Below are 18356 nucleotides of genomic sequence, written 5' to 3'. Positions count from 1 at the left end.
TGTATATAAAGTATATAGTAAGGAATGGTAAGTGTGAAAATTTTATTTATTGGAGATGTAGTAGGTTCTCCAGGTAGAAAAATGGTGCAAGAGTATGTACCAAAATTAAAAGAAGTATATAAACCACAAATAACAATTGTAAATGGTGAAAATGCTGCAAGTGGAAAAGGGATTACGGAAAAAATTTATAAACAATTTATGCAACTAGGTATTCAAGTTGTCACAATGGGGAATCATACATGGAACAAGCGTGAAATTATTGATTTCATCGATGATGCACCAAATTTAATCCGCCCGGCAAACTTTCCGCCAACCAATCCTGGTAAAGGCATCACCTATGTAAAATATAATGATTTAATAGTTGCTGTCATCAACTTACAAGGAAGAACATTTTTAGACCCTATTGATGACCCATTTACAAAAGCAGATGAACTAATTAAAGAAGCAAAAGAAAAAACGAATATTATTTTCATTGATTTTCATGCGGAAGCTACGAGTGAAAAACAGGCATTTGGATGGTATGTTGATGGGCGAGTAAGTGCCGTTATTGGGACACATACACATACACAAACGGCTGATAATCGTATTTTACATGGCGGGACTGCATATATAACGGATGCAGGAATGACTGGTCCATATGATAGTGTATTAGGAGTTGAAAAAGATACAATCATTCAACGTTTTACATCGAATATGCCGGCAAGATTTGAAGTAGATACGAAGGGACGTGCTCAATTAAACGGTTGCCTCCTTACAATCGATGAAAAAACTGGCAAGGCAACAAAAATTGAAAGAATTATGATCAATGACGATCATCCGTTTATGAACTTATAAAATTAGAGAAATAAAATTGAATTTTCCATAAATTATGGAAGAACGGTTGTAATTTGCTGTAAATCGTGCATAATTAAAGTAATAAGGTATCATTTCTTAGAATATAGTATTAGTGAATCTATATTAGTTAATGAAGGGGGTACTTAGTAATGGATGTATTAAAAGTTTCAGCAAAATCTAATCCAAACTCAGTCGCAGGTGCATTAGCAAATGTTTTAAGGGAAAATGGTAGTGCAGAACTACAGGCAATTGGTGCAGGAGCATTAAATCAGGCGATCAAAGCTGTTGCAATTGCTAGAGGATTTGTAGCACCTAGTGGAATTGATTTAATTTGTGTTCCAGCTTTTACAGATATTTTAATCGAAAATGAAGAACGAACAGCAATTAAATTGATTGTAGAACCTCGTTAATAAAGGAATGGAAAGTCGGAATAACCTTAACAGGCATCTTTTCTGTTAAGGTTATTTTTCATGTACTCGGAACAAAAATATGACAGAATCATTAACAATGTACAAAATATATACGGTTTTATTGTGTAATAGGAAGAAAAAATATATACTATAATGATGAATGCAATTATGTATGAACATACATATGGAAGGAGAAAAAGCATGAACGAAGAACAGCGAAAAGAACAAGCGCAAATTAAACAAGAAGATATATCCGTGGACAGAAAATCCAGTCAGGATAAACCATTGTCGGAAAAAACGACGGAAGATTTTGCGCATTATTTCCAATCGACTTATCAACCACCAGATATTAAAAAAGCACGTAAACGTGGACGAGATAAAGTAGAAGTACATTATGATTTTGAAATTACAGAAGATATGCGCTCCATTGGAGAAGGTCGTAAGTTTCTAATTCAAACATATGGTTGTCAGATGAATGAGCATGATACAGAGGTAATGGCGGGAATTTTGACAGATATGGGATATGAAGCGACAACAACGACAGAAGATGCAGACATCGTTTTATTAAATACATGTGCCATTAGAGAAAATGCTGAAAACCGTGTTTTCGGTGAGATTGGGCATTTAAAAAGTTTAAAGGTTGAAAAGCCGGATTTAATTGTCGGTGTATGTGGATGTATGTCCCAACAAGAATCTGTTGTCAATCGTATTATGCAAAAACACCAGCATGTCGATTTAATCTTTGGTACACATAATATTCATCGCTTACCAAATTTAATTAAAGAAGCGATGTTTAGTAAAGCCCAAGTAGTCGAAGTATGGTCAAAAGAAGGAGATATTATAGAAAATCTTCCTAAAGCGCGTACAGGAAAAATTAAAGCTTGGGTTAATATTATGTATGGCTGTGATAAATTTTGCACGTATTGTATCGTGCCGATGACACGTGGAAAAGAACGTAGTCGTCGACCAGAAGATATTATTCAAGAGGTACGTCATTTAGCAGCACAAGGTTATCAAGAAATTACATTATTAGGTCAAAACGTAAATGCTTATGGAAAAGATTTTGAAGATATCGATTATACGTTTGCAAATTTAATGGATGATATGAGAAAAATTGATATTCCACGTGTTCGTTTTACAACGTCGCATCCACGAGATTTTGATGATGCATTAATCGATGTACTAGCAAAAGGTGGTAACTTATTAGACCATATTCATTTGCCAGTACAATCTGGAAGTAGCCATATTTTACGAAAAATGAACCGTAAATATACACGAGAAGAATATTTGGAACTTGTACGTAAAATTAAAAAAGCTATTCCAAATGCAACTTTAACGACAGATATTATTGTTGGATTCCCGAATGAAACAGATGAACAATTCGAAGAGACGATGACCCTCATGGAAGAAGTTGGTTTTGAAGCGGCATATACATTTATTTATTCTCCTCGTGAAGGAACGCCGGCAGCAGTACAAAAAGACGATGTTCCAATGGAAGTGAAAAAAGAACGTTTACAACGTTTAAATAAATTAGTAAATGACCAATCGGCAAAATCAATGGAAACGTATAAAGGTAAAATCGTGAAAGTACTAGTTGAAGGTACAAGTAAAAAAGATGATACTGTTTTAGCAGGGTATACAGAAAAAAACAAAGTAGTAAACTTTAAAGGACCAAAATCAATTATCGGTAAAATTGTCGATGTGAAAATTACAGAAACGAGAACATGGTCGTTAAACGGAGAGTTAGTAGAACAATCAGTTGAGGTGAGTGGATAATGACATTGTATACACGTAAAGAGGTAATGGATGAAGCAAAAAAGTTAGCTGAAATGTTAGCAAATACAGAAGAAATTGAGCGTTTCAAGGAATTAGAAGCAAAAGTGAATCAAAATGATAAAATACAACGGTTAGTAAAGAAGATTACAACATTACAAAAGCAAGCAGTAAATTTACAAGCATATGATAAAAAAGCTGCATTAGAAAAAGTAGAAGAGGCAATTACAGAAGCACAAAATGAATTAGATAGTATTCCTGTTGTGCAAGACTTCCAAGAAATTCAAATGGTAGTAAACGATGTATTACAATTAGTTTCTAGCACGATTGCACGTGAAGTGACAAATCACGTTATTAAAGATACTGGTGGAAATTTATTAAGTGGTGAAACAGGAACGAAAGTAGCTAATAAAGAAGATGCTTGTTGCAGTAGTAACGAATAAGGATAGCTCTACAAAATATGGTGTCGGTGAATAAAATCCATCGGCACCATTTTTTCTGCTTAAAAATCGAAAACGAATGAATTTTCTTTAAAAAGGAATACAATCTTACATCGAGATCATTAATGGTTATTTGGAAACCACCGTTATGACGCAAAAAGTGAGCAAGGTATATTTCCAAACGGAGCTATATGATTCATTTAGAAGAGATTTGAATCAATTCATTGATCATATTTGGCAACAAACTTTAAATATTCTTTCTCTTGAAACAAATTAAGCTATAAAACTCCTCTTACGAAAGAAAATTGTATAGACGAATGCACTAAAAAGATATTCGTGCATAAAATGACTATGACAAAAGAGGAGGTATACATTCCGATGAGTTTCTATGATCATGATTATCGTGAGATTATAACGAAAGCTGTTTGTAGTAGAGGAGAAAAGAAGGCAACATTATCCCATGTACTTACCCCTACATTTACGCCGTCCACTATATTAGGGTGTTGGATTATTAATCATACGTATGAAGCTAATAGTAAATCAAATAAAATAGTAGAGGTTAAAGGATCGTACGATATCCACGTATGGTATGCTTATAATGACCATATGAAAACAACCGTAATTTCTGAAAATGTGCCTTATTGTATCGACGTAAATTTATCGAAAGAAGATGAACATTGTTTAGAAAATAGTTGTCGTGATATTTTGGCTAAAGTAGAAAAACAACCAACTTGTTTACAATGTAAAATAAATGATGCGAAAAACATTTCTGTTGATGTTGCATTATCTTTTATTGTGAATGTTATCGGGGAAATGAAGGTACATGTGAAAGTTGAACCAGTAAAGCGAAAACAAGACGATCATGTGCGGGATTATCGGGGGAAACAAACATATGATACGTTTCAGGAACGTCCATCACAATCCCCATTTAAATAATTTTAAAACACCAAGGAAGGACAAAAACTGTTTGCTTCCTTGGTATTTATTTATAGACGATGTTGTTCATAAAGCAATTGTTTTGTGATAGATTGAAGCTGTATATATATGTCAGGCGGTAATTTTTCACTTGTATATGCAGCAATATTTTTATTAAGTTGGTCCATTGAACTTGCGCCAAAAACTGCCGAACGAACGACATCTTGTTGTAAGACGTATTGAAGGGCTATAGTTGCTAAATTGCTTTTTTGGAATGATGAAATAGATGTAAGGACCTCTTTCAGCTGTTCATAAGCATAACTTAAATACCCTTCTTTAGCTTTTTTCTCTATTTGTACTATAGTTTGATCTGTTAAAATTCCTTTTGCAAACGGTCCTCTTGCTAACACATGAATATCTTTCTCTGCTATTTTTGCAAAAAGTTCCTCGGGACGACGATCTAATATATTATATTGCATCATAATTGCATTGATATTTGAACGATGTACATACGCATCTATCACATTCGGTCGAATAGAAGAAATCCCATATGCACGGATTTTTCCTTTTTCTTTTAAACGTTCAAATGTTTCTATAATATCATCAATCGGATCTTCAATTGTACCTCCATGTAATAAATACAAATCAAGATAATCAGTCTGTAGTCTTTTTAAACTTGCATCAATTGCTTGATGGATATAGGCAGGGGATGGATCCCAAAACCACTCTTTCTTTTCTTTGTTAAAATGATTACCAACTTTTGATGTTAAAATAATGTCATGACGTTTCTCTTTAACCGCTTCACCGATAATCCTTTCATTTTCTCCAAAATCATATAAATCTGCCGTATCGATATGGTTAATGCCATTGTATATTGCTTCATCAATCATATTGCTCGCTTTTTGTTTGTCTTTACCGAGAGACATCGCTCCGAGCGATAATGGAGTAATATATATATCCGATTGTCCAAGTCTTTGTTTCTTCATGTTCATTCCTCCTCTATTTTAGTATACAATAAATTGTAATGGAAAATTTTAAATATACTTACTTGGAAGTAAATATGCTAAAATGTAAGCAGAACATTTTAAGTAAAGAGGGATTTTGATGAAAAAGTTTGAAGAAAAGACAATTGCAACGAATCAAATTTTTGAAGGCCATATTATTTCTTTACAAGTTGATGATGTGTTACTTCCAGATGGCAATAAAGGAAAACGAGAACTTGTAAAACATCCTGGAGCAGTTGCTATCGTCGCAGTTACGGACGAGGGGAAAATAATATTTGTCGAACAGTACAGAAAACCGTTAGAACGTTCTTTAGTTGAAATACCTGCTGGTAAAATAGAAGCGAATGAGGAGCCAATCGTAACAGCTCGGCGTGAATTAGAAGAAGAGACAGGATACACGACGGACAAATTACAGTATGTAACTTCTTTTTATACATCTCCAGGATTCGCTGATGAAATTATTCATATATATTATACGAATCAACTAAAAATACTAACAGATAAAGTTGCTGGAGATGATGATGAATTTGTGGAGCTGATTGCTCTAACACTAGAAGAAGCAGAACAATATATGAAAGAGAAAAAAATTCATGATGCAAAAACAGTATACGCAATACAATATTTAAAAATGATTGGAACGAATGCATAATGTTACAACAATATTTTGTTGACCTACATATCCACATTGGCAGGGATATATACGATCGACCCGTTAAAATTACCGCTTCTAAAAATTTAACATTAACGAATATTTTAGAGGAGTCATCTCGAAGGAAAGGATTACAAATGATCGGTGTCATAGATTGTCATGCACCAGCCGTTCAAGAAGAATTGCAACAACTTATCGAAGCGAATAAAGCAATTCCATTAAAAAATGGTGGTATCCAGTTTGAAAGTGTGACCCTAATTTTAGGGGCAGAATTAGAAATATATGACGAAAATTGTCAAGGACCCATACATGTATTATGTTATTTGCCAACCATTGATAAAATGCAACAGTTTACAGAATGGCTTCGACCTAAAATGAAGAATATTACATTAAGTTCTCAAAGAATATATGTCGATGCTAAAACATTACAATATAAAGTGAAAGAATTGGCAGGGATTTTTATTCCTGCCCACGTATTTACGCCATTTAAAAGTTTATATGGAAAAGGGGTCCATACGTCTCTAAGCGAAGTGTTTGATCCAGATTTAATCGATGGAATTGAATTAGGTTTAAGTGCAGATACTTATATGGCAGATAATATAAGTGAATTACACCGGTATACATTTGTGACGAATTCAGATAGTCATTCTTTACCAAAAATTGCACGAGAATATCAGTTAATTGAAATGAAAGAACCAACATTTAGCGAGTTGTGGTTTGCATTACATGGAGCGGAGGGGAGGAGAGTTGTCACGAATTATGGGATGAATCCATTGTTAGGGAAATATTATACGACCGTTTGCCAGCAATGTTTTGCACCTGCCACATTTGGGTCGCTAATTTGTGAAAAGTGTAATAGTACTAAAATTATTAATGGTGTGTATGATCGAATACAAACATTGAAAGACAATGAAGAAAACATAAATAAGCGTCCCGATTATATGTATCAAGTTCCTTTAGAATATATAAAAGGGCTTGGGCCGAAATCGATGGAGAAACTATTAGAGAATGGGAAAACAGAAATGCATATTATCCATCATATGCCACAAGACATATTAGAAAAATATGTAAAACCTACCATTGCAGCACAAATAATACAATTACGTCACGGCAAACTCCAGATTGAAGCGGGTGGAGGAGGAAAATACGGGAAATTAAAATAGTGATTCAATTAAATAAATGAAAAGGAACCAAAGCCTCTAAGGAAAAACACTTTATGTCATGAAACTTGTTTCTCATTTTAGATGCATGAATTGGACAACCTCATCATATTGTTTCTATATACGATGAAAAAGATGGAGGCTATGATGAGGTATATGAAAACTATCTTTCGCAACTATATACGGGAAAATAAGTGGATTGTATTGTTTATGTCAATTTTGTTTTTAACTGGCATTGTTTTTGGCGCCATTATTGTGAACAGTATGAGTTTTGTTCAAAAGGAAGATGTCTTTTTCCATCTACAACAATATTTTACATTAGTAAAGGAAAATAAAGAAATAGACCATTGGGAGCTATTTCGACGGAGTTATTTTTTTCATGTGAAATATTTGTTTATATTGTTCATTTTAGGTATGACGATTATCGGATTACCAATTATATGGGTACTCTTATTTATGAAAGGGTTAATTGTTGGATTTTCTGTCGGTTTTATCGTTCATCAATTAGGATGGAAAGGTTTAGGACTTGCTACACTGTCAGTTGCACCACAAAATATGATTACAGTACCAACTTATATATTAGCGAGTACAGTGAGTGTACATTTTGCGATTATTTTATGGAAAAAATTATGGGGAAAAAACAATAAAGTGTCTCCGATTCAGTTAGTCCGTATGTATGCTACCGTATTTCTTTTCTTTTTCATTTTAGCTTTTATAAGTTCAGGAGTTGAAACGTTTATTTCGAATCAACTATTTCAATACTTTTTAAAAATATTTATGACTATTTTATAATTATTTTAATTATATAATGATTATTTTTTGACAGTTGTTTCTCGTGTGCCTATAATGAAAGTGACAGATGGAGGGGTAAATCCATGAAACAACGAATAGAACGAATAAAAAAACAATTACATTCACAAGGGTATAAGCTTACTCCACAACGAGAGGCAACTTTATTGGTCTTATTAGAGAGAGAAGAAGATCATTTAAGTGCGGAGGAAGTATTTTTACTTGTGAAGGAAAAAGCACCAGATATTGGTTTAGCTACTGTATATCGTACATTAGAATTATTATCTGAATTAAAAATTGTTGACAAAATTAACTTTGGTGATGGTGTTTCTCGATATGATTTACGTAAAGAGGGAGCAGAACATTTCCATCATCATTTAGTTTGTATGGAATGTGGTTCCGTAGAAGAAATTATGGAAGATTTGTTACATGATGTTGAGAAAATTGTCGAAAGTCAATGGGAATTTCAAGTAAAAGATCATCGTTTAACATTCCATGGTATTTGTAAAGTTTGTCAAAACAAAGAAGTAAAAGCAAATTAATCTGCTTTTACTTTTTTTTGTTCATAAATGTTTATAATAGTGTAAAATAGAGGTATATAAACAAAGAATATTGTACACCTTTTTAATAAAGTGAAATTATCTATATATTATGGATGCATCATGATTAATTTATTTTGTAACTAAATAAACTGTAATGATTGTATAGATGATTCATAACGAAAGGGTACGATAAGATGTGGAAATGGATTCGATCATTTTTACAAGCAGTAATCGTTTTTATTAGTTGTACAATTATATTTTATTTTGCTATCCAGTCATTTCATCATCAGTATGAATCATATGTTGATGATCCATTTGAACACGTAAAATGGTTGAAAACATGGCATGAAAAAGTACGGACGATACGATTATTTTAATCATAGGAGAATGAAAATGTTACGAAACGAAATAGAAGACTTTTTTCACTATATTCGAATTGAAAGAGGGTTAGCTGATAATACGATTCAGTCGTATCGAAGAGATCTCCAACACTATGAACAATTTTTAACAGATACATGTAAGCGAACAGCATGGAACAATGTGACGAGAAATGATATGATGTTATTTCTTAGCTCCTTACGTGAGGATGGGAAATCAGCCGCGACAATTGCTCGAATGATTTCAGCGATTAGAGCTTTGCATCAATTTTTAATACGGGAACAAGTCGTGAAGACAGATGAAAGTTTACATATTTCAACACCAAAAAAGGATCGTTTACTTCCGACTGTTTTATCGATGGAAGAAGTAGACCAACTATTACAATTAGAACAGAATACACCTTTACAAATACGTAATAAAGCGATGCTAGAGTTGATGTATGCAACAGGATTACGTGTATCCGAATTAGTAAATTTACACATAAGAGACGTGCATCTGGAAATGGGGTTTGTTCGTTGTATCGGAAAAGGAAATAAAGAGAGAATTATCCCATTAGGAGATATGGCAAAAAAGGCATTAGAACAATATGTCGAATTTTCTCGTCCGATACTGACAAAAAAGAACGAGAGAGAAATGATGCTATTTGTCAATCATCATGGTCGCTCATTATCAAGGCAAGGGTTTTGGAAAATTATAAAAAGTGTTGCGACAGAGGTAGGGTTAATGAAAGAAATTACCCCTCATATGTTACGCCATTCATTTGCGACCCATTTACTTGAGAACGGGGCAGATTTACGTTCGGTACAGGAAATGCTCGGTCATGCGGACATTTCAACGACACAAATTTATACACATATTTCTAAAACGAGATTAAAAGATATGTATGAGCAATTTCACCCTCGAGCATAAAGGAAAGGATAGATAGAATATGGACAAGTTTAAAAGAGTATTTTTAGTTGTATTAGATTCAGTAGGAATAGGAGAAGCACCTGATGCAGAGCAATATAATGATATAGGGGCTAATACGTTAGGAAATATTGCAAAACATGTGGAAGGCTTGCACTTACCTAATTTACAAGCATTAGGATTAGGAAATATTGCACCAATAGACGGAGTAGCAACAGTTTCGTCCCCAAAAGCACATTATACGAAAATGGAAGAAGCTTCAGCAGGTAAAGATACGATGACAGGTCATTGGGAAATTGCCGGTTTACGTATTGACCAACCGTTTCAAACGTTCCCTGAAGGGTTCCCTGCTTCACTGATTAAAGAAATTGAAGCACGAACAGGAAGAAAAGTTATTGGTAATAAGCCTGCATCTGGAACTGCTATTATCGATGAATTAGGTCCTGAACATATGGCGACGGGAGCAATTATTGTATATACATCAGCTGATTCTGTTTTACAAATTGCCGCACATGAAACAATTGTTCCATTAGAAGAATTATATAATATTTGTGAAATTTGTCGGGAATTAACATTAAAAGAAGAATATTTAGTTGGTCGTGTTATTGCACGCCCATTTGTTGGAGAAATTGGCAGCTTCACTAGAACTTCGAATCGACATGATTACGCTCTGAAACCGTTTGGTAAAACAGTATTAGATAATTTAAAAGAGAATGACCTTGATGTTATTTCATTAGGAAAAATTGCTGACATTTTCGACGGCGAAGGGATTACAAAAGCAATCCGTACCGTTGATAATGATGATGGAATGGTAAAGTTAGTGGCATCTATAAAAGAAGATTTTCATGGTTTATGTTTTTTAAATTTAGTAGATTTCGATGCACAATATGGCCATAGAAGAAATCCAGAAGGATATGCTCAAGCATTGGAAACATTTGACCAGCAGTTAAAAGATGTTCTACCTTTATTACAGGATGATGACTTACTTATTTTAACTGCGGACCATGGTAATGATCCAACACATCATGGGACAGATCATACGAGAGAATATGTACCGATTTTGATGTACCATAACCAAATAGACATAGGAAAGGCACTGCCAATCCGAAATACGTTTTCTGATGTCGCAGCAACAATTGCAGAAAATTTCTCTGTAAAAGCTCCAGCATATGGAAAAAGTTTTTTAAACGAAATTAAATAAGAAAAGGTGATACACATTGCGAATGTATGACATTATTGAAAAAAAGCGTGATGGACATGTGCTAACGACTGAAGAAATTAATTTTGTCATTGAACAATATGTTGCAAACCATATACCAGATTATCAAGTAAGTGCATTGTTAATGGCAATTTATTTTCAAGGGATGACAATTGAAGAAAGTGCAGCACTAACAATGGCCATAGTACATTCGGGAGAAGAGATAGATTTAAGTGGAATTGATGGTGTAAAAGTTGATAAACATTCTACAGGTGGGGTTGGCGATACAACGACATTAGTCTTAGCACCACTTGTTGCATCTTTAGGTGTTCCGGTTGCAAAAATGAGTGGCCGTGGACTAGGTCATACAGGTGGAACTATTGATAAATTGGAAGCCATTAAAGGTTTTCATGTGGAAATAACGAACGAGCAATTTATTGAATTAGTGAATCAAAATAAAGTTGCGGTCATCGGACAGTCTACGCAATTAGCTCCTGCCGATAAATTACTTTATAGTTTGCGAGATGTAACTGCGACAGTAAGTTCGATTCCACTTATTGCAAGCTCCATTATGAGTAAAAAAATTGCCTCTGGGGCGAATGCGATTGTATTAGATGTTAAAGTTGGGACAGGTGCATTCATGAAAAATTTGGATGACGCACGAAAACTTGCTAAAACGATGGTTCAGATTGGAAACGAAGTCGGAAGAAAAACGACCGCCATCATTTCAAGTATGGAAGAACCATTAGGAAATGCGATAGGAAACGCTATTGAAATTCAAGAAGCAATAGAAACTTTACGGGGAGAAGGACCGGAAGATTTAACAGAATTGTCCTTAGAGCTTGGTGCTGAAATGGTCGTATTAGCGGATGGTAGTATGACGAAAGAGGTAGCAAAACAACAATTAAAAGAGCAATTAACAAATGGAAAAGCAATCGAGATGTTCAAAACCTTTATTGAAGCACAAGGTGGAGATGGATCCATCGTGGATAATGTGCAAAATTTACCAACAGCACGATATACTTTTGATGTATTAGCAAATGAAGCTGGATATGTGTCTCATATCGTTGCCAATGAAATTGGCGCTGCTGCGATGATGTTAGGTGCGGGTAGAGAAACGAAAGATTCTAAGATTGATTTATCTGTCGGAGTACAATTGCATAAAAAAGTTGGAGAATTTGTCGAAAAAGGGGACATAATTTGCAGCTTGTATGCAAATACGGAAAATACAACAAAAGTAAAAGAAAAAATAAGTGAAAATATCATTATTTCAAATGACATGCCAAAGAAAGAACCATTAATTTTTGATATTATTTCCTCATAATTTGTATAAATTTGAGCAATATTGGAAAACCTATCTATATATATTATATATGTGGATAGGTTTTTTTGTCGTGAATCCACTAGTTTTGTCTAAAACAAGGATACTAGCACATGGATGAAGAAAAGAATATTAAAGAGGAGGGTTAATATGGCATTACAAAGTTATTTTGTTCAAATGGATGATGTATTAATTATTCGTTTAGACGGAGAATTAGATCATCATGCTACAAAAGAATTGAAACGTAGATGGCAAGAAGCAATAGAAAGGGAGGATATTCAACATATTGTACTGAATTTGGAACATCTTACATTTATGGATAGTTCAGGAATCGGAATCATTTTAGGGAGATATAAAGAAATTGAAGCGAAAAATGGGGAAATTGTAATTTGTGCCGTTCATCCAAGTGTCGAAAGATTATTAACGATGGCAGGAATATTTAAAATTATTCGTAAAGAAGCGTCAGAAGAAACAGCATTATTATGTTTGGGGGGAGTATGATGAAAAATCAAATGCAAATTACATTCTTAAGTAAAAGTGAAAATGAGTCTTTTGCGAGGGCGACTGTTGGGGCATTCGTTGCACAAATCGATCCGACTTTAGATGAAGTGACAGAAATTAAAACAGTTATATCTGAAGCGGTGACAAATGCGATAATCCATGGGTATGAGAATCGTTCCGATGAATGGATTGTAATTGATTGTTTATTAGAAAATGATGAAATAACGATTAAAATTATCGATGAAGGAATTGGCATTGATAATATAGCAATTGCAATGGAACCTCTTTTTACCTCAAAAGAACATTTAGACAGATCTGGAATGGGTTTTACTATAATGGAAACATTTATGGACGGTATTCAAGTAGAATCAGAGATAGGCAAAGGAACAACGGTTATATTGAAAAAACAACTAGTGAAAACGACTGTTTTTCAATAAGGTGATAAATATGACGCATACGGATTTGCAAGAATATAAAAACAACCGTTTAACGAATGAGGAAGTACGGCATTTATTACAAAAGAGTCAAACAGGAGATATGGTTGCTCGAGATATATTAGTAGAAAAGAATACAAGGCTTGTTTGGTCTGTCGTTCAACGATTTGCTCACCGGCAATATGAATTAGATGATTTATTTCAAATAGGTTGTATCGGTCTTATTAAAGCGATTGATAAATTTGATTTATCATATGACGTGCGGTTTTCTACGTATGCTGTTCCGATGATTATCGGGGAGATTCAACGTTTTATCCGTGATGACGGAGTAATTAAGGTTAGTCGCTCTTTAAAAGAAATGGCTAATAAAATTCGTAAAGAAAAAGAAATGTTAACGAAACAATTAAAAAGAGCGCCAACCGTTTCGGAAGTTGCGGAAGCTTTAAATGTAACGAAGGAAGAAGTTGCACAAGCTGAAGAGGCGACGAAAAATCCAAAATCAATTTATGAAACAGTTTATGATGGTGGCGGGGATCCGATTTACTTAATGGATCAAATTGCAGATGAAGCAGGAGGAGAAATAGATAAAATAGCATTACAACATGCGATGGAAAAATTAAATAAGCGAGAGAAGTTAATTATTTATTTACGATATTTTAAAGATTGGACACAATCTAGTGTTGCCGAACGATTAAATGTATCGCAAGTACAAGTGTCAAGATTAGAGAAAAAAATATTACAGGATATGAAAAAAGATATGACAGAACAAAAATAAAACCCCCACTCGGAATAAAATGAAGCGGTGGAATGAAATGCGAATGAATGGTTATAAAAACAAAATTATGTGTAAAAACACAATTAGAACAATATAAGCTAGCATCATTTTGTATAAAAGGACAATATTATGATGGGTGACTGTCGGGAGTCTGGAATACAAAGAAAAAGTATCAGATGTTAGTCAAAACATTGTAAGAGGAATAAACATCCTTATATAGTGTGACAGTTCTAAATTACGTGGGCTACATGTATATGGCGTAAACAACTTATTCGGTGTATTTCATTCTATCTATCACTTTTTATCCCGAGTTTTTTCTTTTTTGCATAGAATTAGGTTAGTTGTTCATACTATGCGTATTATCATATCGAAGGAAGAGGTATATGCAAGAGATTATTTATATTCGTTTACGAAAAAAAATAACAATTCCTAAGGCAAAAGAAAGTGTTTCCTTTCACCATATCGCATCATTTATAGGAAATGAGGAAAAAATTGCACCATTAAAACAAATGACCATTCCTATTTCCTTTCCATCTAAACATATCACAACATTTATTCTCGATAGTTTTCAATTAGTGGAAAAGATAAGGGAATATGACGAATCATTGTTCATTCAATTTATCGGTCCAACAGAAGTATTAATTGAACAAGAAAAAAATCCAAAACGTCCGTCAATTTTTATTCTTACTGGTATTTGGATAACATTATTTGTCGGTGCAGTGATGACAATTATGAATTTTCATTTTGATGTGAACATGCAAGAAGTACATACAAAAATACATTACTTATTAACAGGGGAAAAAGTGAAACATCCATATATGATCCAAATTCCATATGCAATAGGGATTGGTGTTGGAATGATGTTATTTTTAAATGAATCATTTTTTCCACATAAACGAAAAGAACCATCCCCGATTGATATTGAAATGTTTCGATATGAACAAACACGTAAAAGTTATTTAGAAAAACAAGAAGATGAAAAGAAAGGCGATCCAACATCGTGATCATACTCGAATGGTTAATAGGTTTTTCAAGTGGTTTATTAATTGGGGCAATTTTTGCCGCCATATTAACGTTGCTTACCATTTTTCCGAGAATTTTCACCTATTTTCCGACGACGAATTTATCGCAAAAATTATCAATTGTTATTTTAATTTCAGTTCTAATTGGTACATGGATGTCGTTTACGGAGGCCTCTATTTCTATGCCATTCTTTAGTTCAATTATAGTCGGCTTTTTTCATGGAGTATTTAATGGCATACTTACATCTGCCTTATTAGAAATCATGAATGTCTTTCCAAAAATGATAAGCACATTACATATAAAACAATACTTTATTATATTTTTATACGCTATTTTATTTGGAAAAATAATTGGTGTCATTTTACAAGCAGTTTATTTTATCGATTAAGTATATTGAAGGAGCATCGTGTGATGAAACAGAAGAAATCCTTGCAAGTCGTCTCAAAAAAACTAGATGAAAATGCACAGTTTATGAAAGATGAAGTTGGTGTCGGTATTTCTTTTGATGTCGATTATCGCGAAATTGTCGTACTACAAAATCGAATGCAGTTATATTATATTAACGGCCTTGTCGATGATACGGTTATCGTTCATTTATTAAAAGAATTAGTTAATTTAAATGACCATGAAAATGAAGAAGTAAATATTTTTGAGTTGACAAAAAATAGGCTCGTTAATCAACAAGTAGAGGTAGAAAATAAACTACAAAATATTACAGATCAATTACTTGCAGGATTAATTATTATATTTATCGATGGTGAAAAAGAGGCTTTCATCATTGATGTACGTAATTATGCCGGAAGACAACCGGAAGAGCCTGATACAGAAAGAGTTATTAGGGGAGCAAGGGATGGGTTTACCGAAAATATTATCGAAAATTGTAGCCTTATGCGTAGAAGGATTAAAGATCCCCGATTACGAAATAAAATTGTACAAATAGGAAAACGTTCTAAAACAGATGTTTGTATTAGTTTTATTGATAATATTGCAAATGATTTTTATATCGAGGAAATTGAAAAATTACTTGATGAAATTGATATCGATAATTTAGTTATGGCAGATAAAGCATTAGTTGAATTAATGATTGACAAAAAATGGAGCCCATTTCCACTCGTTCGTTTTACGGAAAGGCCAGATGTAGCAGCACACCATATTTTATCAGGATATATTGTATTAATTGTGGACACATCTCCGAGTGTGATCATTTTACCAACGACATATTTTGACCATTTAGAACATGCGGAAGAGTATCGTCAGACGCCAACAGTGGGAACATTTACAAGGTGGATTCGAATAACTGCTGTTTTAGCATCAATTTTTTTATTACCTTTATGGTTGTTGTTCGTATTAGATCCGAATCTATTACCAGAAACCTTATCATTCATTGGGCCGAAGGAAAAAAGTTCGATCCCCGTCTATATACAAATTATCGTAGCAGATATTGGAGTGGAGTTTTTACGAATGGCAGCAGTCCATACACCAACCCCGCTAGCGACTGCATTAGGTCTTATTGCAGCAGTGTTAATCGGAGATATAGCTGTAAAAGTGGGTTTGTTTACTCCAGAAGTTATTTTGTATGTAGCAATAAGTACGATTGGAAGTTATGTAACTCCGAGTTATGAGTTGAGTGTTGCAAATAAATTTATTAAATTCTGGATTGTCATTATGACGATCTTATTTAAAGCAACTGGATTTGTCTTTGCAAGTACGATTGCAATTTTATATTTAGTACAATTAAAGACATTAAGGACACCTTATTTTTGGCCATTAATTCCATTTCATCCAAAGGGGCTTTGGCAATTTATCGTACGTGTACCAGTTCAAAAAGTTTCAGAACGACCTGTTGTCATCCACCCGAAAGATATCATTCGTCAACGTGTGAAAGATAATTAAACTTTAGTTTTGTACTTGAATATGGTACATTATTTTTATCTTACGAAATGGATGTGGAGGATTGAAGGAAAAATGGCCAACCATTCTTATCCAATAAATGAAGCAGGAAATTTAATGATTGGTGGTGTAGACGCGACAGTATTAGCCGAACAATATGGGACACCACTGTATGTATATGACGTTGAAAGAATACGTCAACAATGTCGCGGATTTGTAGATACATTTAAAACGTTAGGCGTTCGAGCTCAAGTTGCATATGCGAGTAAAGCTTTCTCGACAATTGCTATTGTGCAAGTAATGAAAGAAGAAGGGTTAAGTTTAGATGTTGTTTCAAAAGGAGAGCTTTACACAGCATTAAAAGCAGGGTTTCCTCCAGAAAAAATACATTTTCATGGCAATAATAAAACAATAGACGAATTAACGATGGCGATTGAAGCTAATATTGGTTGTATTATTGTAGATAACTTTTATGAATTGGAATTATTAGAAGAAATTCTTCAAACTAAACAGAAAACGATGGATATTTTATTTCGGGTTACACCAGGAATTGAATCGGAAACACATCAATATATTATGACTGGAAATGAAGATTCAAAATTTGGTTTCAATTTACAAAATAATCAAATAAATGAAGCATATGAATTGGTGAAACAGTATAAACATATTCAATTAAAAGGTATTCATAGCCATATTGGTTCACAAATATTTAATACGAAAAGTTTTACATTAGCAATTGATATGTTATTTGAATTATTACAACAATGGCATGAACAAGATCAGTTTATTCCAGAAGTATTAAATGTTGGTGGAGGGTTTGGAATTCGATATACAGAAGATGATGAACCGTTACCATCAGAACATTATGTAAAAGCTATTGTGAAAACTATTCAATCACATGTACATGACATGCAAATTCCGATGCCAGAAATTTGGATTGAACCAGGTCGTTCCATCGTTGGAGAAGCAGGCACGACATTGTACACGGTCGGTTCCATGAAAAACATTCCAAACGTACGTAAATATATTTCTGTCGATGGTGGGATGGCTGATAATATTCGACCAGCATTATATGAGGCAAAATATGATGGAATTCTTGCAAATAAAGCGACAGAAAAATGTCAAGAAACCGTGTCCGTTGCTGGCAAATGTTGTGAGTCAGGAGATATGTTAATTTGGGATATCGATTTGCCAAAAGTAGAACATAATGATATATTAGCGATGTTTTCCACTGGTGCATATGGTTATTCGATGGCAAGCAATTATAATCGCTTTGAAAAACCAGCCGTCGTATTTGTAGAAAATGGACAAGCACAATTAGTGGTGAAAAGAGAGAGTTTAGACGACCTAATTGATAACGATTTACCATATTCATCTAGCGTTTCGACTGGAACATAATAGATAACTAGTGTAA

At 33.7% G+C, this 18356-nt stretch carries 21 protein-coding genes; 20 read left to right on the top strand and 1 reads right to left on the bottom strand.

Features of this window, described 5'->3' with window-relative positions; translation table 11 throughout:
- Positions 1–33 precede the first annotated feature (33 nt).
- The 5 genes from SPD45_RS00760 (at position 34) to cotE (ending at position 4393) form a co-directional block, all read left to right on the top strand.
- Complete coding sequence (locus tag SPD45_RS00760; RefSeq protein WP_336265667.1) at positions 34–834, top strand: TIGR00282 family metallophosphoesterase; 801 nt, start codon at positions 34–36, stop codon at positions 832–834.
- Between the two features lie 149 nt (positions 835–983).
- A complete protein-coding gene (locus tag SPD45_RS00755) occupies positions 984–1244 on the top strand; it encodes a stage V sporulation protein S (protein ID WP_336265666.1) in 261 nt (86 codons plus the stop codon).
- 201 nt (positions 1245–1445) lie between these two features.
- Complete coding sequence (gene miaB / locus SPD45_RS00750) at positions 1446–3020, top strand: tRNA (N6-isopentenyl adenosine(37)-C2)-methylthiotransferase MiaB (RefSeq protein WP_336265665.1); 1575 nt, start codon at positions 1446–1448, stop codon at positions 3018–3020.
- A complete protein-coding gene (locus tag SPD45_RS00745) occupies positions 3020–3460 on the top strand; it encodes a RicAFT regulatory complex protein RicA family protein (protein WP_336265664.1) in 441 nt (146 codons plus the stop codon). The genes miaB and SPD45_RS00745 overlap by 1 nt, the downstream gene beginning before the upstream one ends.
- Positions 3461–3835: 375 nt before the next feature.
- Positions 3836–4393: an outer spore coat protein CotE gene (gene cotE / locus SPD45_RS00740; RefSeq protein WP_336265663.1), complete on the top strand. Its 558-nt coding sequence runs from the start codon at positions 3836–3838 to the stop codon at positions 4391–4393.
- Between the two features lie 50 nt (positions 4394–4443).
- Here cotE and SPD45_RS00735 read toward each other — a convergent pair whose 3' ends face one another.
- Complete coding sequence (locus SPD45_RS00735) at positions 4444–5358, bottom strand: aldo/keto reductase (RefSeq protein WP_336265662.1); 915 nt, start codon at positions 5356–5358, stop codon at positions 4444–4446.
- Between the two features lie 118 nt (positions 5359–5476).
- On the opposite strand from SPD45_RS00735, the gene SPD45_RS00730 reads away from it, so the two are divergent.
- From SPD45_RS00730 to lysA, 15 genes are all read left to right on the top strand, one after another.
- Positions 5477–6025, top strand: coding sequence for an NUDIX hydrolase (locus SPD45_RS00730; protein ID WP_336265661.1), 549 nt, complete (start codon positions 5477–5479; stop codon positions 6023–6025).
- On the top strand, positions 6025–7188 hold the full coding sequence (locus SPD45_RS00725) for an endonuclease Q family protein (protein ID WP_336265660.1): 1164 nt from the start codon (positions 6025–6027) through the stop codon (positions 7186–7188). The genes SPD45_RS00730 and SPD45_RS00725 overlap by 1 nt, the downstream gene beginning before the upstream one ends.
- Positions 7189–7395: 207 nt before the next feature.
- Positions 7396–7977: a stage II sporulation protein M gene (gene spoIIM, locus SPD45_RS00720; RefSeq protein WP_442961971.1), complete on the top strand. Its 582-nt coding sequence runs from the start codon at positions 7396–7398 to the stop codon at positions 7975–7977.
- A gap of 83 nt (positions 7978–8060) precedes the next feature.
- Entirely contained in the window at positions 8061–8516 is a 456-nt protein-coding gene (gene fur, locus SPD45_RS00715; RefSeq protein ID WP_336265658.1) for a ferric iron uptake transcriptional regulator, read from the top strand.
- A gap of 194 nt (positions 8517–8710) precedes the next feature.
- Positions 8711–8893: a hypothetical protein gene (locus SPD45_RS00710; RefSeq protein ID WP_336265657.1), complete on the top strand. Its 183-nt coding sequence runs from the start codon at positions 8711–8713 to the stop codon at positions 8891–8893.
- Positions 8894–8909: 16 nt separating this feature from the next.
- Positions 8910–9803 (top strand): site-specific tyrosine recombinase XerD, encoded by an 894-nt coding sequence (gene xerD, locus SPD45_RS00705; protein ID WP_336265656.1) that lies wholly within the window; start codon positions 8910–8912, stop codon positions 9801–9803.
- A 19-nt stretch (positions 9804–9822) separates the two neighbouring features.
- Positions 9823–11001: a phosphopentomutase gene (gene deoB, locus SPD45_RS00700; RefSeq protein ID WP_336265655.1), complete on the top strand. Its 1179-nt coding sequence runs from the start codon at positions 9823–9825 to the stop codon at positions 10999–11001.
- 16 nt (positions 11002–11017) lie between these two features.
- The gene (locus SPD45_RS00695) at positions 11018–12322 is read left to right on the top strand and encodes a pyrimidine-nucleoside phosphorylase (protein ID WP_336265654.1); all 1305 of its coding nucleotides are present in this window, start codon (positions 11018–11020) and stop codon (positions 12320–12322) included.
- A gap of 147 nt (positions 12323–12469) precedes the next feature.
- Entirely contained in the window at positions 12470–12820 is a 351-nt protein-coding gene (gene spoIIAA / locus SPD45_RS00690; RefSeq protein ID WP_336265653.1) for an anti-sigma F factor antagonist, read from the top strand.
- Entirely contained in the window at positions 12820–13257 is a 438-nt protein-coding gene (spoIIAB, locus tag SPD45_RS00685; RefSeq protein ID WP_336265652.1) for an anti-sigma F factor, read from the top strand. Before spoIIAA ends, spoIIAB begins: the two co-directional genes overlap by 1 nt.
- Positions 13258–13267: 10 nt before the next feature.
- Entirely contained in the window at positions 13268–14029 is a 762-nt protein-coding gene (sigF, locus tag SPD45_RS00680) for an RNA polymerase sporulation sigma factor SigF (RefSeq protein ID WP_336265651.1), read from the top strand.
- Positions 14030–14412: 383 nt separating this feature from the next.
- The gene (locus SPD45_RS00675; protein ID WP_336265650.1) at positions 14413–15033 is read left to right on the top strand and encodes a stage V sporulation protein AA; all 621 of its coding nucleotides are present in this window, start codon (positions 14413–14415) and stop codon (positions 15031–15033) included.
- Positions 15030–15440: a stage V sporulation protein AB gene (locus SPD45_RS00670; protein ID WP_336265649.1), complete on the top strand. Its 411-nt coding sequence runs from the start codon at positions 15030–15032 to the stop codon at positions 15438–15440. The genes SPD45_RS00675 and SPD45_RS00670 overlap by 4 nt, the downstream gene beginning before the upstream one ends.
- 23 nt (positions 15441–15463) lie before the next feature.
- Positions 15464–16945 (top strand): spore germination protein, encoded by a 1482-nt coding sequence (locus tag SPD45_RS00665; protein WP_336265648.1) that lies wholly within the window; start codon positions 15464–15466, stop codon positions 16943–16945.
- 72 nt (positions 16946–17017) lie between these two features.
- Positions 17018–18340, top strand: coding sequence for a diaminopimelate decarboxylase (gene lysA / locus SPD45_RS00660; RefSeq protein WP_336265647.1), 1323 nt, complete (start codon positions 17018–17020; stop codon positions 18338–18340).
- Positions 18341–18356 lie beyond the last annotated feature (16 nt).

It is taken from the genome of Pseudogracilibacillus sp. SO10305, from assembly GCF_037072005.1.
Classification (GTDB): Bacteria; Bacillota; Bacilli; order Bacillales; family Amphibacillaceae; genus Pseudogracilibacillus; species Pseudogracilibacillus intestinigallinarum.
Note: the sequence above shows the minus strand (reverse complement) of the source record. Positions and strands in the feature narration are given on the sequence as shown.

What these genes read in the sequence shown, in the direction of transcription:
- SPD45_RS00725 (WP_336265660.1), top strand. Translation starts at nt 6,025, where the DNA reads ATGTTACAACAATATTTTGTTGACCTACATATCCACATTGGCAGGGAT.
- spoIIM (WP_442961971.1), top strand. Translation starts at nt 7,396, where the DNA reads ATGTCAATTTTGTTTTTAACTGGCATTGTTTTTGGCGCCATTATTGTG.
- SPD45_RS00675 (WP_336265650.1), top strand. Translation starts at nt 14,413, where the DNA reads ATGCAAGAGATTATTTATATTCGTTTACGAAAAAAAATAACAATTCCT.
- SPD45_RS00745 (WP_336265664.1), top strand. Translation starts at nt 3,020, where the DNA reads ATGACATTGTATACACGTAAAGAGGTAATGGATGAAGCAAAAAAGTTA.
- miaB (WP_336265665.1), top strand. Translation starts at nt 1,446, where the DNA reads ATGAACGAAGAACAGCGAAAAGAACAAGCGCAAATTAAACAAGAAGAT.
- SPD45_RS00710 (WP_336265657.1), top strand. Translation starts at nt 8,711, where the DNA reads ATGTGGAAATGGATTCGATCATTTTTACAAGCAGTAATCGTTTTTATT.
- xerD (WP_336265656.1), top strand. Translation starts at nt 8,910, where the DNA reads ATGTTACGAAACGAAATAGAAGACTTTTTTCACTATATTCGAATTGAA.
- sigF (WP_336265651.1), top strand. Translation starts at nt 13,268, where the DNA reads ATGACGCATACGGATTTGCAAGAATATAAAAACAACCGTTTAACGAAT.
- SPD45_RS00755 (WP_336265666.1), top strand. Translation starts at nt 984, where the DNA reads ATGGATGTATTAAAAGTTTCAGCAAAATCTAATCCAAACTCAGTCGCA.
- spoIIAA (WP_336265653.1), top strand. Translation starts at nt 12,470, where the DNA reads ATGGCATTACAAAGTTATTTTGTTCAAATGGATGATGTATTAATTATT.
- lysA (WP_336265647.1), top strand. Translation starts at nt 17,018, where the DNA reads ATGGCCAACCATTCTTATCCAATAAATGAAGCAGGAAATTTAATGATT.
- cotE (WP_336265663.1), top strand. Translation starts at nt 3,836, where the DNA reads ATGAGTTTCTATGATCATGATTATCGTGAGATTATAACGAAAGCTGTT.
- fur (WP_336265658.1), top strand. Translation starts at nt 8,061, where the DNA reads ATGAAACAACGAATAGAACGAATAAAAAAACAATTACATTCACAAGGG.
- SPD45_RS00730 (WP_336265661.1), top strand. Translation starts at nt 5,477, where the DNA reads ATGAAAAAGTTTGAAGAAAAGACAATTGCAACGAATCAAATTTTTGAA.
- spoIIAB (WP_336265652.1), top strand. Translation starts at nt 12,820, where the DNA reads ATGAAAAATCAAATGCAAATTACATTCTTAAGTAAAAGTGAAAATGAG.
- SPD45_RS00735 (WP_336265662.1), bottom strand. Translation starts at nt 5,358, where the DNA reads ATGAAGAAACAAAGACTTGGACAATCGGATATATATATTACTCCATTA.
- deoB (WP_336265655.1), top strand. Translation starts at nt 9,823, where the DNA reads ATGGACAAGTTTAAAAGAGTATTTTTAGTTGTATTAGATTCAGTAGGA.
- SPD45_RS00665 (WP_336265648.1), top strand. Translation starts at nt 15,464, where the DNA reads ATGAAACAGAAGAAATCCTTGCAAGTCGTCTCAAAAAAACTAGATGAA.